The 16,146-nt window shown below is 63.4% G+C and carries 14 protein-coding genes; 7 read left to right on the top strand and 7 right to left on the bottom strand.

Annotated elements, in window-relative coordinates; translation table 11 throughout:
• Positions 1 to 95 precede the first annotated feature (95 nt).
• The 4 genes from AC5ZGW_RS22055 (at position 96) to AC5ZGW_RS22040 (ending at position 5,715) form a co-directional block, all read left to right on the top strand.
• Positions 96 to 1,637: an acyl-CoA synthetase gene (locus AC5ZGW_RS22055; RefSeq protein WP_130225865.1), complete on the top strand. Its 1,542-nt coding sequence runs from the start codon at positions 96 to 98 to the stop codon at positions 1,635 to 1,637.
• A 174-nt stretch (positions 1,638 to 1,811) separates the two neighbouring features.
• Entirely contained in the window at positions 1,812 to 2,966 is a 1,155-nt protein-coding gene (locus AC5ZGW_RS22050; protein ID WP_130225864.1) for an alpha/beta hydrolase, read from the top strand.
• A gap of 68 nt (positions 2,967 to 3,034) precedes the next feature.
• A complete protein-coding gene (gene mbfA / locus AC5ZGW_RS22045) occupies positions 3,035 to 4,006 on the top strand; it encodes an iron exporter MbfA (RefSeq protein WP_130225863.1) in 972 nt (323 codons plus the stop codon).
• Between the two features lie 239 nt (positions 4,007 to 4,245).
• Complete coding sequence (locus AC5ZGW_RS22040) at positions 4,246 to 5,715, top strand: amidase (protein WP_130225862.1); 1,470 nt, start codon at positions 4,246 to 4,248, stop codon at positions 5,713 to 5,715.
• A 260-nt stretch (positions 5,716 to 5,975) separates the two neighbouring features.
• On the opposite strand, the gene AC5ZGW_RS22035 is transcribed toward AC5ZGW_RS22040, so the two are convergent.
• Positions 5,976 to 7,064 (bottom strand): Zn-dependent alcohol dehydrogenase, encoded by a 1,089-nt coding sequence (locus AC5ZGW_RS22035; protein ID WP_130225861.1) that lies wholly within the window; start codon positions 7,062 to 7,064, stop codon positions 5,976 to 5,978.
• 74 nt (positions 7,065 to 7,138) lie between these two features.
• Entirely contained in the window at positions 7,139 to 8,920 is a 1,782-nt protein-coding gene (locus tag AC5ZGW_RS22030) for an acyl-CoA dehydrogenase family protein (RefSeq protein ID WP_130225860.1), read from the bottom strand.
• A 108-nt stretch (positions 8,921 to 9,028) separates the two neighbouring features.
• Here AC5ZGW_RS22030 and AC5ZGW_RS22025 point away from each other — a divergent pair, with 108 nt between their 5' ends.
• The gene (locus AC5ZGW_RS22025) at positions 9,029 to 9,730 is read left to right on the top strand and encodes an SDR family NAD(P)-dependent oxidoreductase (RefSeq protein WP_130225859.1); all 702 of its coding nucleotides are present in this window, start codon (positions 9,029 to 9,031) and stop codon (positions 9,728 to 9,730) included.
• A gap of 154 nt (positions 9,731 to 9,884) precedes the next feature.
• Here the strand turns inward: AC5ZGW_RS22025 and AC5ZGW_RS22020 are convergent, their stop codons facing one another.
• Entirely contained in the window at positions 9,885 to 10,505 is a 621-nt protein-coding gene (locus AC5ZGW_RS22020) for a GNAT family N-acetyltransferase (RefSeq protein WP_130225858.1), read from the bottom strand.
• Positions 10,506 to 10,571: 66 nt separating this feature from the next.
• Positions 10,572 to 10,787, bottom strand: a complete 216-nt coding sequence (locus AC5ZGW_RS22015) for a DUF1127 domain-containing protein (protein ID WP_130225857.1) — start codon at positions 10,785 to 10,787, stop codon at positions 10,572 to 10,574.
• Between the two features lie 120 nt (positions 10,788 to 10,907).
• On the opposite strand from AC5ZGW_RS22015, the gene AC5ZGW_RS22010 reads away from it, so the two are divergent.
• Positions 10,908 to 11,807 carry a transcriptional regulator GcvA gene (locus AC5ZGW_RS22010; RefSeq protein ID WP_130225856.1) on the top strand — a complete coding sequence of 300 codons (900 nt, stop codon included), beginning with the start codon at positions 10,908 to 10,910 and terminating at the stop codon, positions 11,805 to 11,807.
• A 122-nt stretch (positions 11,808 to 11,929) separates the two neighbouring features.
• A complete protein-coding gene (locus AC5ZGW_RS22005) occupies positions 11,930 to 13,240 on the top strand; it encodes an MFS transporter (protein ID WP_130225855.1) in 1,311 nt (436 codons plus the stop codon).
• Positions 13,241 to 13,510: 270 nt separating this feature from the next.
• Here AC5ZGW_RS22005 and AC5ZGW_RS22000 read toward each other — a convergent pair whose 3' ends face one another.
• Genes AC5ZGW_RS22000 through AC5ZGW_RS21990 form a run of 3 tightly spaced genes read right to left on the bottom strand, consistent with a single transcriptional unit; the run spans position 13,511 to position 16,109 of the window.
• Positions 13,511 to 13,924: a Rieske (2Fe-2S) protein gene (locus tag AC5ZGW_RS22000; RefSeq protein ID WP_130225854.1), complete on the bottom strand. Its 414-nt coding sequence runs from the start codon at positions 13,922 to 13,924 to the stop codon at positions 13,511 to 13,513.
• Positions 13,924 to 15,030, bottom strand: coding sequence for an amidohydrolase family protein (locus AC5ZGW_RS21995; protein WP_130225853.1), 1,107 nt, complete (start codon positions 15,028 to 15,030; stop codon positions 13,924 to 13,926). Before AC5ZGW_RS21995 ends, AC5ZGW_RS22000 begins: the two co-directional genes overlap by 1 nt.
• Complete coding sequence (locus AC5ZGW_RS21990; protein WP_130225852.1) at positions 15,027 to 16,109, bottom strand: amidohydrolase family protein; 1,083 nt, start codon at positions 16,107 to 16,109, stop codon at positions 15,027 to 15,029. Before AC5ZGW_RS21990 ends, AC5ZGW_RS21995 begins: the two co-directional genes overlap by 4 nt.
• Positions 16,110 to 16,146: the final 37 nt, after the last annotated feature.

Below are 16,146 nucleotides of genomic sequence, written 5' to 3'. Positions count from 1 at the left end.
CGGCTGGAGCTCCAGCCCAACTTTAAAGCCACGATCAGTGGTTATGGGTCCCCGCTTTCGCGGGGACGACAGAAACAATCCCCAAGGAAACGTTCGTGACCCACCCCTCGATCCACGCCCGCACGCATCCGGACAAGATCGCCTATCGGATGGCTGCTACCAGCAAGGCGATCACCTATCGCGAGCTCGACGAGCTCTCGAACCAGGGCGCGCATCTGTTCCGTTCGCTCGGACTGAAGGCCGGCGACCACATCGCCTTTCTGATGGAGAACCGGCTTGCCTTCATGGAGATCTGCTGGGCGGCGCAGCGCGCGGGCCTCTACTACACCGCGATCAGCCGCTACCTGAAGCACGACGAGATCGCCTACATCATCAAGGACTGCGGCGCCAAGGTCTTCATCACCTCGCCGAAATGTGCCGAGCAGGTGAAGGGCCTCATCAAGGGCGAGCCGGGCGAACCATTGTGGTTCATGCTGGACGAGCCGCTGCCGGGCTTCCGCTCCTTCGACAAGGAAGCGATCGTGCAGCCGACCACGCCGATCAAGGATGAAATCGCCGGCTACGACATGCTCTATTCCTCCGGCACCACCGGCCGGCCCAAGGGCATCAAGAAGCAGTTCGAGGGTAACCCGATCGACGTCCCGAACCCGTTCCTGCGGGTGCTGTGCGCCGACATGTGCGGCATGAACGCGGACACCGTCTATCTGTCGCCGGCGCCGCTCTATCACGCCGCTCCGCTGCGCTTCAACATGATGGCGATCGTGCTCGGCGGTACCTCTGTTATCATGGAATCCTTCGACGCCGAGGAATTCCTGAAGCTGGTCGAAAAGCACAAGGTGACGCAGTCGCAGCTCGTGCCGACCATGTTCGTGCGCATGCTCAAGCTGCCGGACGAGGTGCGCACACGCTACGACGTCTCCTCGCTGAAGGGCGCGATCCATGCCGCCGCGCCCTGCCCGGTCGACGTCAAGGCCAAGATGATCGAGTGGTGGGGGCCGATCCTGATCGAATATTACGCAGGCTCCGAGGGCAATGGCGTCACGGTGTCAACCTCGCAGCAATGGCTGGAGCACCGCGGCACAGTTGGCCACGCTGTGGTCGGCAAGGTGAAGATCCTGGACGAGAACGACGAGGAATTGCCGCCCGGCGAGATCGGCACGGTCTATTTCGCCGATGCGCCAGCATTCACCTATCACAACGATCCCGAGAAGACGAAGCGCGCCTATAACGCCAAGGGCTGGTCGACGCTCGGCGACGTCGGCTATCTCGACAAGGAAGATTTCCTCTATCTCACCGACCGCAAGAGCTACATGATCATCTCCGGCGGCGTGAACATCTATCCGCAGGAGACCGAGGATGTGCTGATCACGCATCCTGCGGTTTCCGACGTTGCGGTGTTCGGCGTGCCTAACGATGAGATGGGCGAGGAGGTCAAGGCCGTGGTGCAGCCGCACGACATGGCTGCGGCCGGCAAGGAGCTGGAGGCTGAACTGATCGCCTTCTGCAAATCGCGGCTGTCTGCAATCAAATGCCCGCGCTCGATCGATTTCGAAGCTGAGCTGCCGCGCACGCCGACCGGCAAGCTGGTCAAGCGCCACCTCCGCGACCGCTACTGGCCGAAGCCGGCGAAGGCATAAGAGTGTAGTTGTAGTGTTGTCGTAGGGTGGGCAAAGCGCAGCGTGCCCACCTTTCTTGCACCGAATGTGGATGGTGGGCGCGCTTTGCTTTGCCCACCCTTCGGCAGTCCAGGCTTGTCCTGCGCATCCACGTCTTTACAGTCGCGCACATGACAAGACGTGGATGGAAACGCCATGAGCACTCTCCCCGACATTCCGCTCCCATCAGGCATACGCTCCCGCTATGTCGATGATATCAACGGCCTGCGCATGCATGTGCTCGAGGCCGGTTTCGAAACCAAAGGCCGGCCCTGTCTCCTGCTGCTGCACGGCTTTCCTGAACTGGCTTTTTCCTGGCGCAAGGTGATGCCTGTTCTGGCGGAGGCCGGCTACCACGTGATCGCGCCGGACCAGCGCGGCTACGGCCGCACCACCGGCTGGGATGGCGACTATGACGGCGATCTCGCCTCGTTCCGCCTGACCAATCTGGTGCGCGATTCGTTGGGGCTGGTGTCGGCGTTCGGCTACAAAAGCGTCGATGCCGTGATCGGGCATGATTTCGGCTCATCGGTCGCGGCGTGGTGCGCGCTGATCCGGCCGGACGTGTTCCGGGCGGTGACGATGATGAGCGCGCCATTCGGCGGCCCGCCGTCGCTGCCGTTCAACACCGCGGATGCGCCGGCGAAGCCGGCTGTGGAGGACCCGGTGCATCGTGAGCTCGCGGCATTGCCGCGGCCGCGCAAGAATTACCAATGGTATTACTCGACCCGCGAGGCCAATCCCGACATGCACCGCGCGCCGCAGGGCGTGCATGACTTCCTGCGCGCCTACTACCACCACAAGAGCGCGGACTGGAAAGGCAACAAGCCCTATCCGCTAGCGTCCTGGTCCGCGGGCGAGCTGGCGAAACTGCCAACCTATTACATCATGGATCTTGCCGAAGGGATGGCCGCCACTGTGGCGAAAGAGATGCCGTCGGCCGCCGAGATCGCCGCCAATCAATGGCTGCCGGATCACGAGCTTGCGTTCTACAGCGCCGAGTACGAGCGCAACGGCTTCCAGGGCGGACTGCAGTGGTATCGCTGCGGCACCTCCGGCGCCTTCGTTCCGGAGCTGCAGACATGGTCGGGCCGCACCATCGACGTGCCCTCCTGCTTCATCTCCGGAAAGCAGGACTGGGGCACCTACCAGCGGCCCGGCGTGTTCGAGGCGATGCAGTCGAAGGCCTGCAGCAAGATGATCGGCTGCCATCTGGTCGATGGCGCCGGCCATTGGGTGCAGCAGGAGCAGCCGGCGGAGGTCAGCCGGCTGCTGCTCGCCTTTCTGCGCAACGCCCAGGGCGGAAGGTGATTGACCCGGTAGCCAAGCCGCTCTATCTAGTTTAGAATAATTCTAAACTTGATGAGAGAGCGGCTTCCGTGAAGAACTTTGCCGATCTGACCGAGCGCGAAGTGCTGGCGGTCGCGATCGCCTCCGAAGAGGAGGACAGCCGCATCTACATGACTTTCGCGGAGGATCTCGCCGGACGCTATCCGGATACTGCCAAGGTCTTCGAGCAGATGGCCGAGGAAGAACGCGGCCACCGGCACCGGCTGCTCGAACTCTACGAGCAGCGTTTCGGCCCGCATCTGCCGCCGATCCGCCGCGAGGACGTAAAGGGCTTTTTGCGCCGCCGCCCGATCTGGCTGACCAAGAACTTGCCGCTCGACACCATCCGGAAGGAAGTCGAGACCATGGAGCTGGAGGCCGAGCGCTTCTATGCCAAGGCCGCCGAACAGGCCCAGGATGTTGGCGTACGCCGCCTGCTTGGCGATCTCGCCGAAGAAGAGCGACACCACGAGAACCTCGCCGTCCGGCTCACTGACGATATCCTGAAGCCCGACGTGCGCGCCGAGGAAGACCGGACGCGGCGGCGCATGTTCGTCTTGCAATATGTGCAGCCCGGGCTTGCCGGACTGATGGATGGCTCGGTTTCGACCCTGGCGCCGCTTTTCGCCGCCGCCTTCGCCACCCACCAGAACTGGCAGACGTTCCTAGTCGGCCTCGCCGCCTCGATCGGCGCCGGCATCAGCATGGGATTTGCCGAGGCGCTGTCCGACGATGGCTCGCTGACCGGACGCGGCTCGCCGTGGCTGCGCGGCATCACCTGCGGATTGATGACGACGCTCGGCGGCCTCGGCCACACCCTGCCCTATCTCGTTCCCGATGCGTGGCCCAACGCGTTCTGGATTGCGACCGCAATCGCCAGCATCATCGTGTTCTTCGAATTATGGGCGATCGCCTTCATCCGCTCGCGCTACATGGATACGCCGTTCCTGCAGGCAGTATTCCAGATCGTGCTCGGCGGCGCGATCGTGCTCGGTGTCGGCATTTTGATCGGCGCAGCCTAGAGCGCGATGACTTTTCTTCGAATCGTCATCCCGCTCTAGCTCTTTGTTTGAGCATGATCTTTTTCGGAGAACCGGTGTCCACTTTTCCGGATCATGCTCTAGCAATTCCTGTCAAGCATCGGTGCTGTCAGATCGGCGATGATCACGCGTCGCGATGATGTGTGATGCCTCACGCTTGCGGGCCTCAGGCAAAGCAATCATCATCCCTGCCGGACCAGTCATCACATTGGGAGTCTGCCTTGGCCAAATCGCAATGGAGTTTCAAGACTGCGGTCGAGATATCGGCGGCGCTCGCCGCAAAGCAGGTATCCGCCGTCGAACTGACGCAGGATGCGATCGGCCGGATCGAGCGTCACGATGCGAAGATCAATGCGGTCTGCGTGCGCGATTTCGATCGCGCGCTATCAGCGGCGCGCGCCGCCGATGCAGCTCTTGCCCGCGGCGAACAAAAGCCGCTGCTCGGCATCCCCATTACGGTGAAGGAGTCCTATAACATCGCCGGCCTGCCGACGACCTGGGGCATTCCCGAACAGAAGAATTTCACGCCGACCGAGGACGCACTCTCGGTCGCGCGGGTCAAGGATGCCGGCGCGGTGATCCTCGGCAAGACCAACGTGCCGCTCGCCCTCGGCGACTGGCAGAGCTACAACGACATCTACGGCACCACCAACAACCCTTACGACCTCGGCCGCACGCCGGGCGGCTCGTCCGGCGGATCGTCGGCCGCGCTCGCCGCAGGTTACGGCCCGCTCTCGCTCGGCTCCGACATCGGCGGCTCATTGCGCGTACCGGCATTTCATTGCGGCGTCTATGCGCACAAGCCGACCTACGCACTGGCGCCGTCGCGCGGTCACACGCCCCCTCCCCTGCCGCCGCTGCCATTCAATCGCGATCTCTCGGTGATCGGCCCGATGGCGCGTAGCGCGGTCGATCTGACGTTGCTGCTCGATGCGATCGCTGGCCCCGATCCGCTCGACTCCAGCGCCTACCGGCTCGAACTGCCGGCGCCGCGACATGCCGCGCTGAAAGACTTCCGCGTGCTGCTGATCGATACTGACCCGGTGATGCCAACGGATTCGGTGGTACGCGGCTCGATCGAAAAGCTCGCGGCCAACCTCGCCAAGGCAGACGTCAAGGTCGAGCGCCAGAGCAAGCTGTTGCCGGACTTCGCCGCATCGAGCCGGCTCTATATGCGGATACTGATGTCGTTCCTCGCCGCTTCTTTCGCGCCCGACCTCTATGAGGGGGCCAAGCAGGCCGCCGCGGCTCTACCGGAGAGCGATACCAGCCTCGCCGCCGAACGGCTGCGCGGCATCGCGCTCAATCATCGCGACTGGGTGATGGCCGACGGCGGCCGCACCCGGCTCCGCGCGCAATGGCGCGAACTGTTCAAGACCTTCGATGCGGTGATCTGCCCGATCATGCCGACGCCGGCCTATCCGCACGACCACTCGCCCGAGCAGGAGAAGCGCCGCATCATGATTGACGGCAAAGGATATGCCTATCCCGACCAGCTCGCCTGGCCCGGAATCGCGACGCTGCCTGGGCTTCCATCAACGGCGATTCCGACCGGCTTCGCGCCGGACGGATTGCCGGTCGGCGTGCAGATCGTGGGGCCCTGGCTGGAAGACCGCACGCCGCTGAAGCTGGCGGAATTGATCGAGCGCGAATTCGGCGGCTTCGTGCCGCCGAAGATGTTTGACGACTAGCGTCATGCGAGCCAACGGGTCGCGCGTACGCGCGCCCGATGACAGGCTCCGCGAAGCAATCCATCCACGCTCGCGGATGGATGGATTGCTTCGTCGCTTCGCTCCTCGCAATGGCGGGCGGAAAACTCGGTGCATGTAACGCCGTGACGTACAGCCGTCATTGCCGGGCTTGACCCGGCAATCCATCGCCAACAAGGACTTCTTTGCGGGAGATTGATGGATGCCCAGGTCAAGCCCGGGCATGACGTACAGAGAGTGCCTCAACTATCGAACATGATGACGCTGCGGAGCGTCTTGCCGGCTTTCATGTTGGCGAAGCCATCGTTGATCTCGGACAGTTTCAGCTTGGCCGAGATCCAATCTTCCAGGTGCAATTTGCCGCGCATGTAGAACTCGACCAGGCGCGGCATGTCGACGCGAAAATGGTTGGAGCCCATCGACGAGCCCTGGATGCGGCGCTCGCGCAGGAAATCGAAGCCGTGCAGTTCGATCTTCTGGCCGTACGGGATCATGCCGACGATGGTCGCGGTGCCGCCGGCTGCGAGCATGCCGAAGGCCTGCTCGGCGGTCTCCTTGCGGCCCAGCACCTCGAAAGAATGATGCACGCCGCCGCCGGTGAGCTCACGCACCTGCTGCACCACATCGCCATTCCTGGGATCGATGATGTCGGTGGCGCCGAGCTTGGTTGCGAGCTGCAGTTTCGCGGGATTGGTATCGATCGCGATGATGCGCCCGGCACCTGCGATCTCGGCGCCGTTGATCGCGGCCATGCCGACGCCGCCGCAGCCGATCACTGCCACCGTCTCGCCGGCTTGCACCCTCGCGGTGTTCACGACCGCACCATAGCCGGTGATGACGCCGCAGCCGATCAGGGCTGCGAACTCGAGCGGCATGTCCTTGCGGATCTTCACGATCGCATTCTCATGCACCAGCATCTGCTCGGCAAAGGACGAGAGATTGAGGAACTGGTTCAATTTCTCCGGCCTGTTCCATTGCAGGCGATTGGAAGCACCCGGCAGCATCTTCACGGTGGTATCAGTGCAGAGCACGGTACGGCCGGTGGTGCAGTTGTCGCACGTGCCGCAGAACACCGAGAGGCAGGTCACGACATGATCGCCCGGCTTCACATAGTTCACATCGGAGCCGACCTTCTCCACCACGCCGGCGGATTCATGGCCGAGCACGGCAGGCAGCGGATGCGGATAGAGTCCCTCTATGAAGTGCAGATCGGAATGACAGAGACCGGCGACGGAAGTGCGGATCAAGACTTCGCGCGGTCCGGGATTTGGCAGGCTGACGTCCTCGATCACGAGCGGCTTGTTGACTTCGTACAGGACGGCGGCCTTCATCGGTATTTCCCCTCTGTTGTTTTATTATGACGCGCTCTCTGCACCTCTCCCTTTGGGAGAGGTGCAGAGACAGCCTACGCCGCGAGAAGCAATTCGCCAACCTCGGCCATGCCGACGGCACGCTCGCCGAGCAGGTGATCGGTGATGGCGCGCGATGCGGTATTTTCCGCTAGCCGGAACGGATCGTGGGTCGCTACGCGATGATCAATCACCAGGCGCGATAGCAACAGCCGCCGTGCATCGCCGCACATCTCATGGATGCGCCCGCCTTCCCAGGCGAGAGTCACCGCGCTTGCCACGTGGTAAAGCAGGCTGGTCGCACGACGTGCTTCCGCTTCGTTGTCGATGCGGCTGGCAACCTCGCGTGCAAAGCCGATGGCGCGGTCGGTGAGTTCATGCAGACGGCTGCGCCAGGCCTGCGGCGCATTGGCGCTGTCATCGAGCCGCGCGTGGAGATCCGCGGCAAGTGCCGCGTCGGCGCCATGGCGGCCGACGGCGCGCTTCAAGGCATCGATCGCGACGATGTTGCCGGTGCCTTCCCAGATCGAGCCGAGATGCGCGTCGCGCAACAGCCGCGCGGTGGCGAATTCCTCGATGTAGCCGATGCCGCCGCGCATCTCCATCGCATCGCCACAGACTTTTCGCGCATCGCGGGTGGCGCGGAATTTCAAGGTCGGCGTCAGGATGCGGAGCAGCGCCGCGGCGTCCTGGCTGCCGGCCTCGGCGCGGTCGAGCGCATCGGCGGTCAGGAAGCTCATCGACAGCGCCTGCTCGGTTGCGAGCATGATCTTCATCAGTTGCCGCCGCGCCAGCGGCAGGTCGATGATGCGGCTGCCGAACACGACGCGGCCCTTCGCCACCGTCATCGCATCATGATACGCGCGTCGCATCAGCGCAGTCGACTTGACGCCATTGGATAGCCGCGACGAGTTGACCATCTCGGCCATCTGCACGAAGCCGCGATCGAGCTTGCCGACCGCATAGGCGATCGCGCCTTCGAGCTTGATCTCGCCTGACGCCATCGAGCGCGTGCCAAGCTTGTCCTTGAGCCGCACGATCCGGTAGCGGTTCTGCGAGCCGTCATCGAGGAAGCGCGGCATCAGGAACAACCCGACGCCACGCGTGCCGGGGCCGGCGCCTTCCGGCCGCGCCAACAGCATCACGACCTTGGCGTCCGCATTCGAGCAGAACCATTTCTCGCCATAGAGGCGCCAGTGATCGCCCTCCTGCACGGCAGTCGTCGTCAGCGTGCCGACGTCGGAGCCGCCTTCCTTCTCGGTCATGAACTGACCGCCTTGGGTCAGCTTTTCCATATCGGTCTGGGTCAGGCCATCGAGGTATTTTGTCTTGAGCGCCTCACTGCCGAAATTCGCGAGCAGCTTTGCGCAGCCGTCGGTGACGTTGATCGGACAGCCCATGCCGAATTCGGTCTGGTTGAACAGGAACGTGAAGGCGTGTTTTGCCACCACAGGATATTTATCCGGCCAACCCAAAATGCCCTTGCGGATCGACATCGCGTGAATACCGAACTCGCCGAACGCGGCCTTCTCCAATTCGCGATAGGCCGGGTGATATTCGATCCACTGCACGTCGCGACCAAACTTGTCGCGCTGGTGCAGCACCGGCACATGGCGGTCGGCAAGCCGCGCGCATTCATCGAGCGGGCCGCCGGCGAGCGCGCCGAGCCGATCGAGATGCGGCTCGATATGACGAAACAGCGCATCCGGCAGGTGCAGTCGCAGCAGGTCCTGAAGCGCCGGATCAGCCTGGTAGAAATTCATGCCCGAGGTGTCGGGCGCGAGCCGGCCCGGCTGGTTGGCCATATCGGCGTTTAGATGTTGTTTCAGCGGCTGCATTGAAATCTCTGGTTCGTTTCCTCATCTGTTGGAGGAGACTATCGCACATCGAATGCCGGGATGTCGCCCTGCCAAGCAAAATCTTCTCCGGCAGTTCAAGGAAAGCTCATGGAAACCCCAAAATACAAGACCGCCCTGATCGTCGGTGTCGGCGAAGGCCTGAGCGCTTCGCTGGCGCGGCTATTTTCGCGCGAAGGAATTCGCGTGGCGCTGGCCGCACGGCAGATCGAAAAGCTCGGCGCACTCTGCACCGAGACCGGCGCGCGGGCCTTTACCTGCAACGCAACGGACGCCGACGAAGTCGAACGTCTGTTCGGCCTGGTCGAGCGCGAGATCGGAACGCCCGACCTCGTGGTCTATAACGCAAGCGCGCGGGCGCGCGGCCCGCTGGTCGACCTCGTGCCGGCCGATGTCGCCAACGCCATCGCAGTCTCGGCCTTCGGCGGCTTTCTGGTGGCGCAGCAGGCCGCAAAGCGCATGCTGCCGAACAAGCATGGCGCGATCCTGTTCACGGGCGCTTCGGCCAGCGTCAAAGGGTATGCGCAATCATCGTCGTTCGCGATGGGGAAGTTCGCGCTGCGCGGACTGGCGCAGAGCATGGCGCGCGAACTTTCGCCGCAGGGCATCCATGTCGCGCATTTTGTCATCGACGGCGGCATCCGCAGCAAGACGCGCCCTGATCCGGAAGGTCATCCGGATTCGATGCTCGATCCCGACGCGATTGCTCTCAGCTACTGGAACGTGCTGCAGCAACCGCGCAGTGCCTGGACCTGGGAAGTGGAGCTGCGCCCCTGGGTGGAGAAGTTCTAGCGCGGTGCGTAGCCCGGATGGAGCGAAGCGTAATCCGGGGATCTCGCGCGCGGCAGCTACAAATCCCGGATTGCGCTTCGCTCCATCCGGGCTACGCGCTAAACAACAAAAAGAAAAAAGCCCGGTTCTGGGGCGGCCAGAACCGGGCCAGTGATCAAACCGCAAGCGAGGAGAAAGCGGCCTTGTCGGCAGCAGCGAGCCGCCAACTGGCACATGGGATATCCTGCGGTTCGATAGCGATGTGTTTCGCGAAGCGCACCAGCTTCCAGTCGCCCGGGCTGTTGGCGAAGGTGTAACCGCCTTTTTTTGCCAGCCCGATCATGGCGTCATTGGAACGCAAGGTGTCGCCGAACAGCCGTGCAGCGCCGAGCGCGGCGGCACGGCATTCGAGATTCTTCAACAGCGCCCGGCCGATGCCCCGGCCCTGCCAGCGGTCGTCGATCGAGACGCCGAACTCGATGCTCGCATCCTCCGCATGGAAGGCATAGCGCGCTTCGCCGACGATGATTTCGAAGCCGTCGACCGTCACGGTGGCGACGACGCTGAACTGCTCGCGCTCGCCGACATGGACAAAGTTTTCCAGCACGTTCTTCGGCAGCTCGCGCATGGCGCCAAAGAAGCGATTGTAGCGGGAGCGGGTCGAGAGCGAGCGGAAGTAATTCTGCAGTTCCTCCGCATCGCGCGGCTCGACGAAACGCACGGTGATCTCGTCGCCGCTGCGCGAATGCAGCACGTCCGAATACTGCTTGAGATCGTCGAGACGCAGGCTGGTCATGACACGCTCTCCGGAAAAAATGAGCCGGCGTCCCTCCACAGAGGCGACGCCGGCATTGGCGTCACCTCATGCCCGCCAGAAGGGTTTCTCGGCTTCATAAGCGACATCGCTCCAGGACTTGCCGATGTCGTGGAGATCGCGCTCCGACCATTGGGCCAGTTCGCGGCGCATCTCATAGCGCTGACGCCAGACGTGAAGGGTCTCGCTCAATTGGGTCAAAGCCTGTGCGAACAGGCCCTGTCCATGATGATTTATCATCGATTCATGGGTGCAAGTGGACATGCTCGGCTCCTATAGCTAAAATCTGTTACCCGAAATATCTGCGCTGTTGTGGCCTTGCACAAACGACACTTTGTGCCGCATCACATGAGATAAACTCATATATAAGGAGAGATGCGGGAGATGACCGCCAGGCTGCCTTCGCTGAACGGATTGCGGGCCTTCGAGGCCGCGGCGCGGCACCTGAGCTTCACCCAGGCCGCCGCCGAGCTGAACGTGACACAGACCGCGATCAGCCATCAGATCAAGCGGCTCGAGCAGGAGCTCGGCGTCCGGCTGTTCGTGCGGCAGAACCGAGCGCTGACGTTGACGCCAAAAGCGGCCGAATATCTCCCCGGCGTCCGCGCCGCCTTCAACGACCTGAAGCTTGCCACCGACCGGCTGCTGCGGCGCGAGGACGACCACGTGCTGACGGTCTCGACGCTGGCCTCGCTCGCCGCAAAATGGCTGCTGCCGCGGCTTTCCACGTTCCAGGAGGCGCATCCCGGCATTGACGTCCGCATCACCACCTCGACCAGCCTGGTCGACTTCCAGCGCGACAATGTCGACGCCGCGATCCGCTACGGCCGCGGCCAGTGGCAGGGATTGCGCGCCGACTGGCTGATGGCGGACGAGCTGTTTCCGGTCTGCAGCCCGTCCCTGCTTAAAGGTGAGAAGCCGCTGAAATGCCCTGAAGACCTCCGCGGCCACGTGCTCTTGCACACCAGCAACGCCAACAGCGACGACTGGCGGCTGTGGCTGACGGCGGCCGGGCTGCCGGCCGACCTCTCAAAGCAGCCGGGCATCACCTTCGACCTGATCTTCATGACCATCCAGGCCGCGATCGACGGCATCGGCGTCGCCATGGGCCGGACATCTTATGTGCAGGACGACATCGCCAAGGGGCGGCTGGTGGTCCCCTTCAAGATCACGCTCCCCGCCGATGCCGGCTTCTACCTGGTCTCGCCGCAGGCGCGCGCTGATTCGCCGAAGCTCGCGGCATTCCGGCAGTGGATGGTGGCCTCGGCCCAAGGCAAGGCCTGAAGTCCTGAAAAACCTGCAGATTTCCGGGTGACCGACGCGTTTGCGGGTTGGTCGCGCCGCATAGCTGTGCCAAATTGCCGCGCAGACGAGGCTTTTCGTCGCAGCCCGGGGAGAAAACGCGCATGGCGCCAACGAGTACGGCAGAGATACCGCAGATCAAATCGCGCATCGGCGCCATCCTGCGCGCGACCAGCGGCAATTTCCTCGAGCAGTTCGATTTCTTCCTGTTCGGCTTCTATGCGAGCGCGATCGGCAAGGCGTTCTTCCCGTCCGACAACGAGACCGCCTCGCTGCTCAACACGTTCGGCGTGTTCTGGCTCGGCGCGCTGATGCGCCCGGTCGGCGCGATCGTGCTGGGGGCCTATATCGACCGCATCGGACGCCGCAAGGGCTTGATCGTCACGCTCGCGATCATGGCTGTGGGCACAGTGGTGATCGCGATCTGCCCGACCTATGCGACGATCGGCATTGCCGCGCCGGTCATCGTGCTGATCGGCCGCTTGCTGCAGGGCTTTTCCGCGGGCGTCGAGCTCGGCGGCGTCTCGGTCTATCTGTCGGAGATCGCTACTCCCGGCAACCGCGGCTTCTACACCTCATTCCAGTCGGCGAGCCAGCAGGTCGCGATCTTCGTCGCCGCGATCGTCGGCTATGTCCTGAGCGAGATAATCCCGCCGGCGACGGTGGCAGCCTGGGGCTGGCGCATTCCGTTCTTCATCGGCTGCCTGATCATCCCCTTCATCTTCGTGCTGCGGCGGACGCTGGAGGAAACGCCGGCGTTCCTCGCCATGAAGCGGCATCCGACCGCATCCGAGGTGTTCGCGTCGGCGCTCGCGAACTGGCGCATCGTGATCCTCGGCATGATGATCGCGATCCTGACCACCACGACCTTCTATTTCGTCACCGTCTACACGCCGACCTTCGGCAAGAACGTGCTGAAACTGTCGACGCAGGACGCGCTGGTGGTCACGCTGCTGGTGGCGGTGACCAACTTCATCTGGAACCCGGTCGGCGGCGCGGTCTCCGATCGGCTCGGCCGCAAGCCGGTGCTGCTGACGATCGCCGGGCTTTCCTTGGTAACCGCCTATCCGGCGCTGCACTGGCTGGTGGCCGCGCCGAGCTTCGGCAAGATGCTGGCGGTCGAGATGATGTTCTCGTTCTATTTCGGCGTCTACAGCGGCACCATGCTCGGCTGCCTGGTCGAGATCGTGCCGTCACATGTGCGTACCACCTGCTTCTCGCTGGCTTTTGCACTGGCGGCAGCGCTGTTCGGCACCTTTACGCCGTTTGCCTCGACCTGGCTGATCGACCACACCGGCGACAAGGCTTCACCGGGCTTCTGGCTGATGTTGGCGGCAACGCTCGGCATCATCGCGACCTTGACCGTCTATCGCCGCGGCGAGAAAGTCGAGACGCGCGAAGCGGTCGCCGCCTGATGGAAGATTGCCGGGGGGCGCGAAGCCGTAGGGTGGGCAAAGCGCAGCGTGCCCACCATCGCGAGCAGCATGAAATGGTGGGCACGCTGCGCTTTGGCCACTCTACGACACTCTCGCCTCCGTTGTCATTCCGGGGCGCCGCGAAGCGGCGAGCCCGGAATCCATCCGGCCGCCAGTACAAGCGGTGAAATGGATTCCGGGCTCCCGCGGAGCCTGTCATCGGGCCGCGCTTTGCGCGGACCCGGTGGCGCGCCCCGGAATGACAGCGAGCTATAAATCCACCACCACGTAATCGCTTTCCACGGAGACCGCGATCGTCTCCGCAACGTACGGCCCCTTCACCAGATTCGTGCCCGGCTCGACCTTGACCGGATAGGCCCGCGCACGGAAGCGCTTGGGCTCGCAGTAGGACTGGCCGGTGCGGATGTCGAATTCCCAGCCGTGCCAGGGACAGCGGATGATCTCGCCGAGCTTCGTGTATCCGATCTCGCCGGGATCGGACGATTGCGCGAGCCCGATCAGCGGTCCCTCGCACAGCGAGGCACCCTGATGCGGGCAGCGGTTCAGAAGGCCGAAGAACTCGCCCTTGACGTTGAAGACCGCGATGGGCCGGCCGTCGATCTCCAGGAACTTCCTCGTGCCCGGCGGCAGTTCATTCACCGGGGCAACCACATGCCTCGCCATCAAGAAAGTCCGTACAGCTTGCGCGCATTGTCGAGATAGAACGCCTGCTTGTTGGCGTCGCTGACGCCGGCCGGCAGCACGCGCGAGGGCTCGTCATAGTCCCAATGCGGATAATCGGTCGCGAACAACAGCCTGTCCCAGCCGATCCATTCGATGGTCTGGAACAGATGCTCGCGCCGCTCCGGATCCTCCATCGGCTGCGTGGTCCACCAGATGTGGTCGCGGATATAGTCCGACGGCTTGCGCCTCAGATGCGGCACCTCGGCATGCAGGCGCTCGAACACCTTGTCGAGCCGCCAGGCCAGCGACGGCGCCCAGCCGAAGCCGGCCTCGACCATCACCATCTTCAATTTCGGGAAGCGCTCGAACACGCCTTCGAGCACGAGGCTCGCCAGCGCGGTCTGCTGGCACTGCGAATGGCCGACCATCTCCTCGATGTAGAAGCTCGGCCAGCCCGAGGCGGTGATGGGATTGCCGCCGAAGCCGAAGGCATGCACACCGACCGGAAGCCCGGCTTCCTCCGCCGCCTCATAGATCGGCCAATAGCGGCGCTGGCCGAGCGGCTCGACATTGCGGCTCAGCAGCAGCACCTGCACGAAGTTCTTGTCCCCTGCGCGCCTGCGGATCTCCGCGGCCGCAGCCTGCCCGTCCTCATTGGCAACGACGACCGAGCCCTTGAGGCGCTGGTCCTTGCTGGTCCATTTCTCGATTTGCCAGTCGTTGATCGCGGAACAGATCGCCGCCGCCAGATCCTGATTTCGGATGCCCTGCCCGGTGTTGAGCGGATTGAGCACGCCGAGCACAACATTGTTCGGATCAAGATGCTGTTGCTGCATGAAGGAAAGCGAAGAGCCCTGTGGACCGCCCTCCGGCGGATAGGCGTCGCGACGCGACGCATTCGGCTGCGCCTTGGGATAGGGCGGACCACCCATCATGCCCTGATAGGCGTGGACGCCGAAGGTTTCGAGATGTGCGTGCCAGCGCTTGGCGAGGAATGGATAGAGCTCAGTCTGGGTGGCGCGCGCCGGATGGATGTCGCAATCGGCGATCGCGGTCTTGATGCTGGCAGACCCAGCCTCCGGACGTTCACGAATCTGGATATTCATGGCGCCACCTCTTTCACCGATTGCTTCAAGCGCGTGTAGGTTGCGAGCGGATTGTCGATCATGATCTTGCGGACCAGGTCGGGCGAAATCCCTTTCGGCAGCGCCTCGTCGCCGTCGAATTGCCAGTGCGGATAGTCAGTCGAGAATAGGAGCAATTCGTCCGACTGCATATGATCGAACAGGCGGTTCAGCGTCTCGCCGTCCGGCGGTGCGTCGACCGGCTGCAGCGAGAAGCGGATGTTGCTGCGCACAATCTCCAATGGCGCGCGGTCGACCCACGGCGTTTCCATGCGGACGCCGCGCCAGAACTTGTGCAAGCGCCAGAGATAGGGCGGCAACCAGGTGAAGCCGCTTTCCAGCATCACCATTTTCAAATTCGGGTGGCGGGCGAACACGCCCTCGATGATCAGGCTGGTGAGTTGCGTCTGGAACGCCTGCGCCTGCGCGACATAGTCCTCGATGTGGTAGGAACCCCAGCCGACCGAGGTCGGCGGGTTGTGATAGGCGCTGCCGGCATGCACGCCGATCGGCAGGCCCAGCCGTTCCGCCGCGGCATAGATCGGCCAGTAGTGCCGCTTGCCGAGCGGCATGTCGCCCATGACCAGCATCAGCACCTGGACGAAGCGCGGATCTTGCGCGCAGCGCTCGATCTCCTTCACGGATTTCTCGATGCTTTGCACGGGGATCACGATCGAGCCGCGCAGCCGATCGTCCTTGTCGAGCCATTCCTTGGCGAGCCAACCGTTCAGCGCGCGGCAGAAGGCATCAGCCATGTCCTCGCTGAACACCATCTGCACGCCATAGAGCGGATTGCAGATGCCATAGGCGACAGCGAATTTGTCGAGCGCCTGGCGCTGCATGTCGGCAAGATCGGAGCCCGGCTTGCCCTGCGCCGGCCGCCAATCCGGCCGCGCCGAGATCGGCGAATTGACCGGATAGGATTGCGACAGCAGATCCGTCATGCCGCGCGTCGTCACCTGGTCGCGCCAGTAGTCGTTCATGTACGGCAGCAGGCTGGTCAGATGAGGCACGGCGGGATGCAGATCGCAATCCACGCCACCCGCGATCGGCGACGTCATGACGTTTCCTCGTTTAAGCGCGTGCGCCGCGCCCGTT

The organism is Bradyrhizobium sp. Crot121, from assembly GCF_059512385.1.
Note: the sequence above shows the minus strand (reverse complement) of the source record. Positions and strands in the feature narration are given on the sequence as shown.

Coding starts and splice junctions, on each gene's coding strand:
- AC5ZGW_RS22050 (WP_130225864.1), top strand. CDS start 1,812: ATGAGCACTCTCCCCGACATTCCGCTCCCATCAGGCATACGCTCCCGC.
- AC5ZGW_RS22035 (WP_130225861.1), bottom strand. CDS start 7,064: ATGAAGGCCGCCGTCCTGTACGAAGTCAACAAGCCGCTCGTGATCGAG.
- AC5ZGW_RS22030 (WP_130225860.1), bottom strand. CDS start 8,920: ATGCAGCCGCTGAAACAACATCTAAACGCCGATATGGCCAACCAGCCG.
- AC5ZGW_RS22025 (WP_130225859.1), top strand. CDS start 9,029: ATGGAAACCCCAAAATACAAGACCGCCCTGATCGTCGGTGTCGGCGAA.
- AC5ZGW_RS22020 (WP_130225858.1), bottom strand. CDS start 10,505: ATGACCAGCCTGCGTCTCGACGATCTCAAGCAGTATTCGGACGTGCTG.
- AC5ZGW_RS22015 (WP_130225857.1), bottom strand. CDS start 10,787: ATGTCCACTTGCACCCATGAATCGATGATAAATCATCATGGACAGGGC.
- AC5ZGW_RS22010 (WP_130225856.1), top strand. CDS start 10,908: ATGACCGCCAGGCTGCCTTCGCTGAACGGATTGCGGGCCTTCGAGGCC.
- AC5ZGW_RS22005 (WP_130225855.1), top strand. CDS start 11,930: ATGGCGCCAACGAGTACGGCAGAGATACCGCAGATCAAATCGCGCATC.
- AC5ZGW_RS22000 (WP_130225854.1), bottom strand. CDS start 13,924: ATGGCGAGGCATGTGGTTGCCCCGGTGAATGAACTGCCGCCGGGCACG.
- AC5ZGW_RS21995 (WP_130225853.1), bottom strand. CDS start 15,030: ATGAATATCCAGATTCGTGAACGTCCGGAGGCTGGGTCTGCCAGCATC.
- AC5ZGW_RS21990 (WP_130225852.1), bottom strand. CDS start 16,109: ATGACGTCGCCGATCGCGGGTGGCGTGGATTGCGATCTGCATCCCGCC.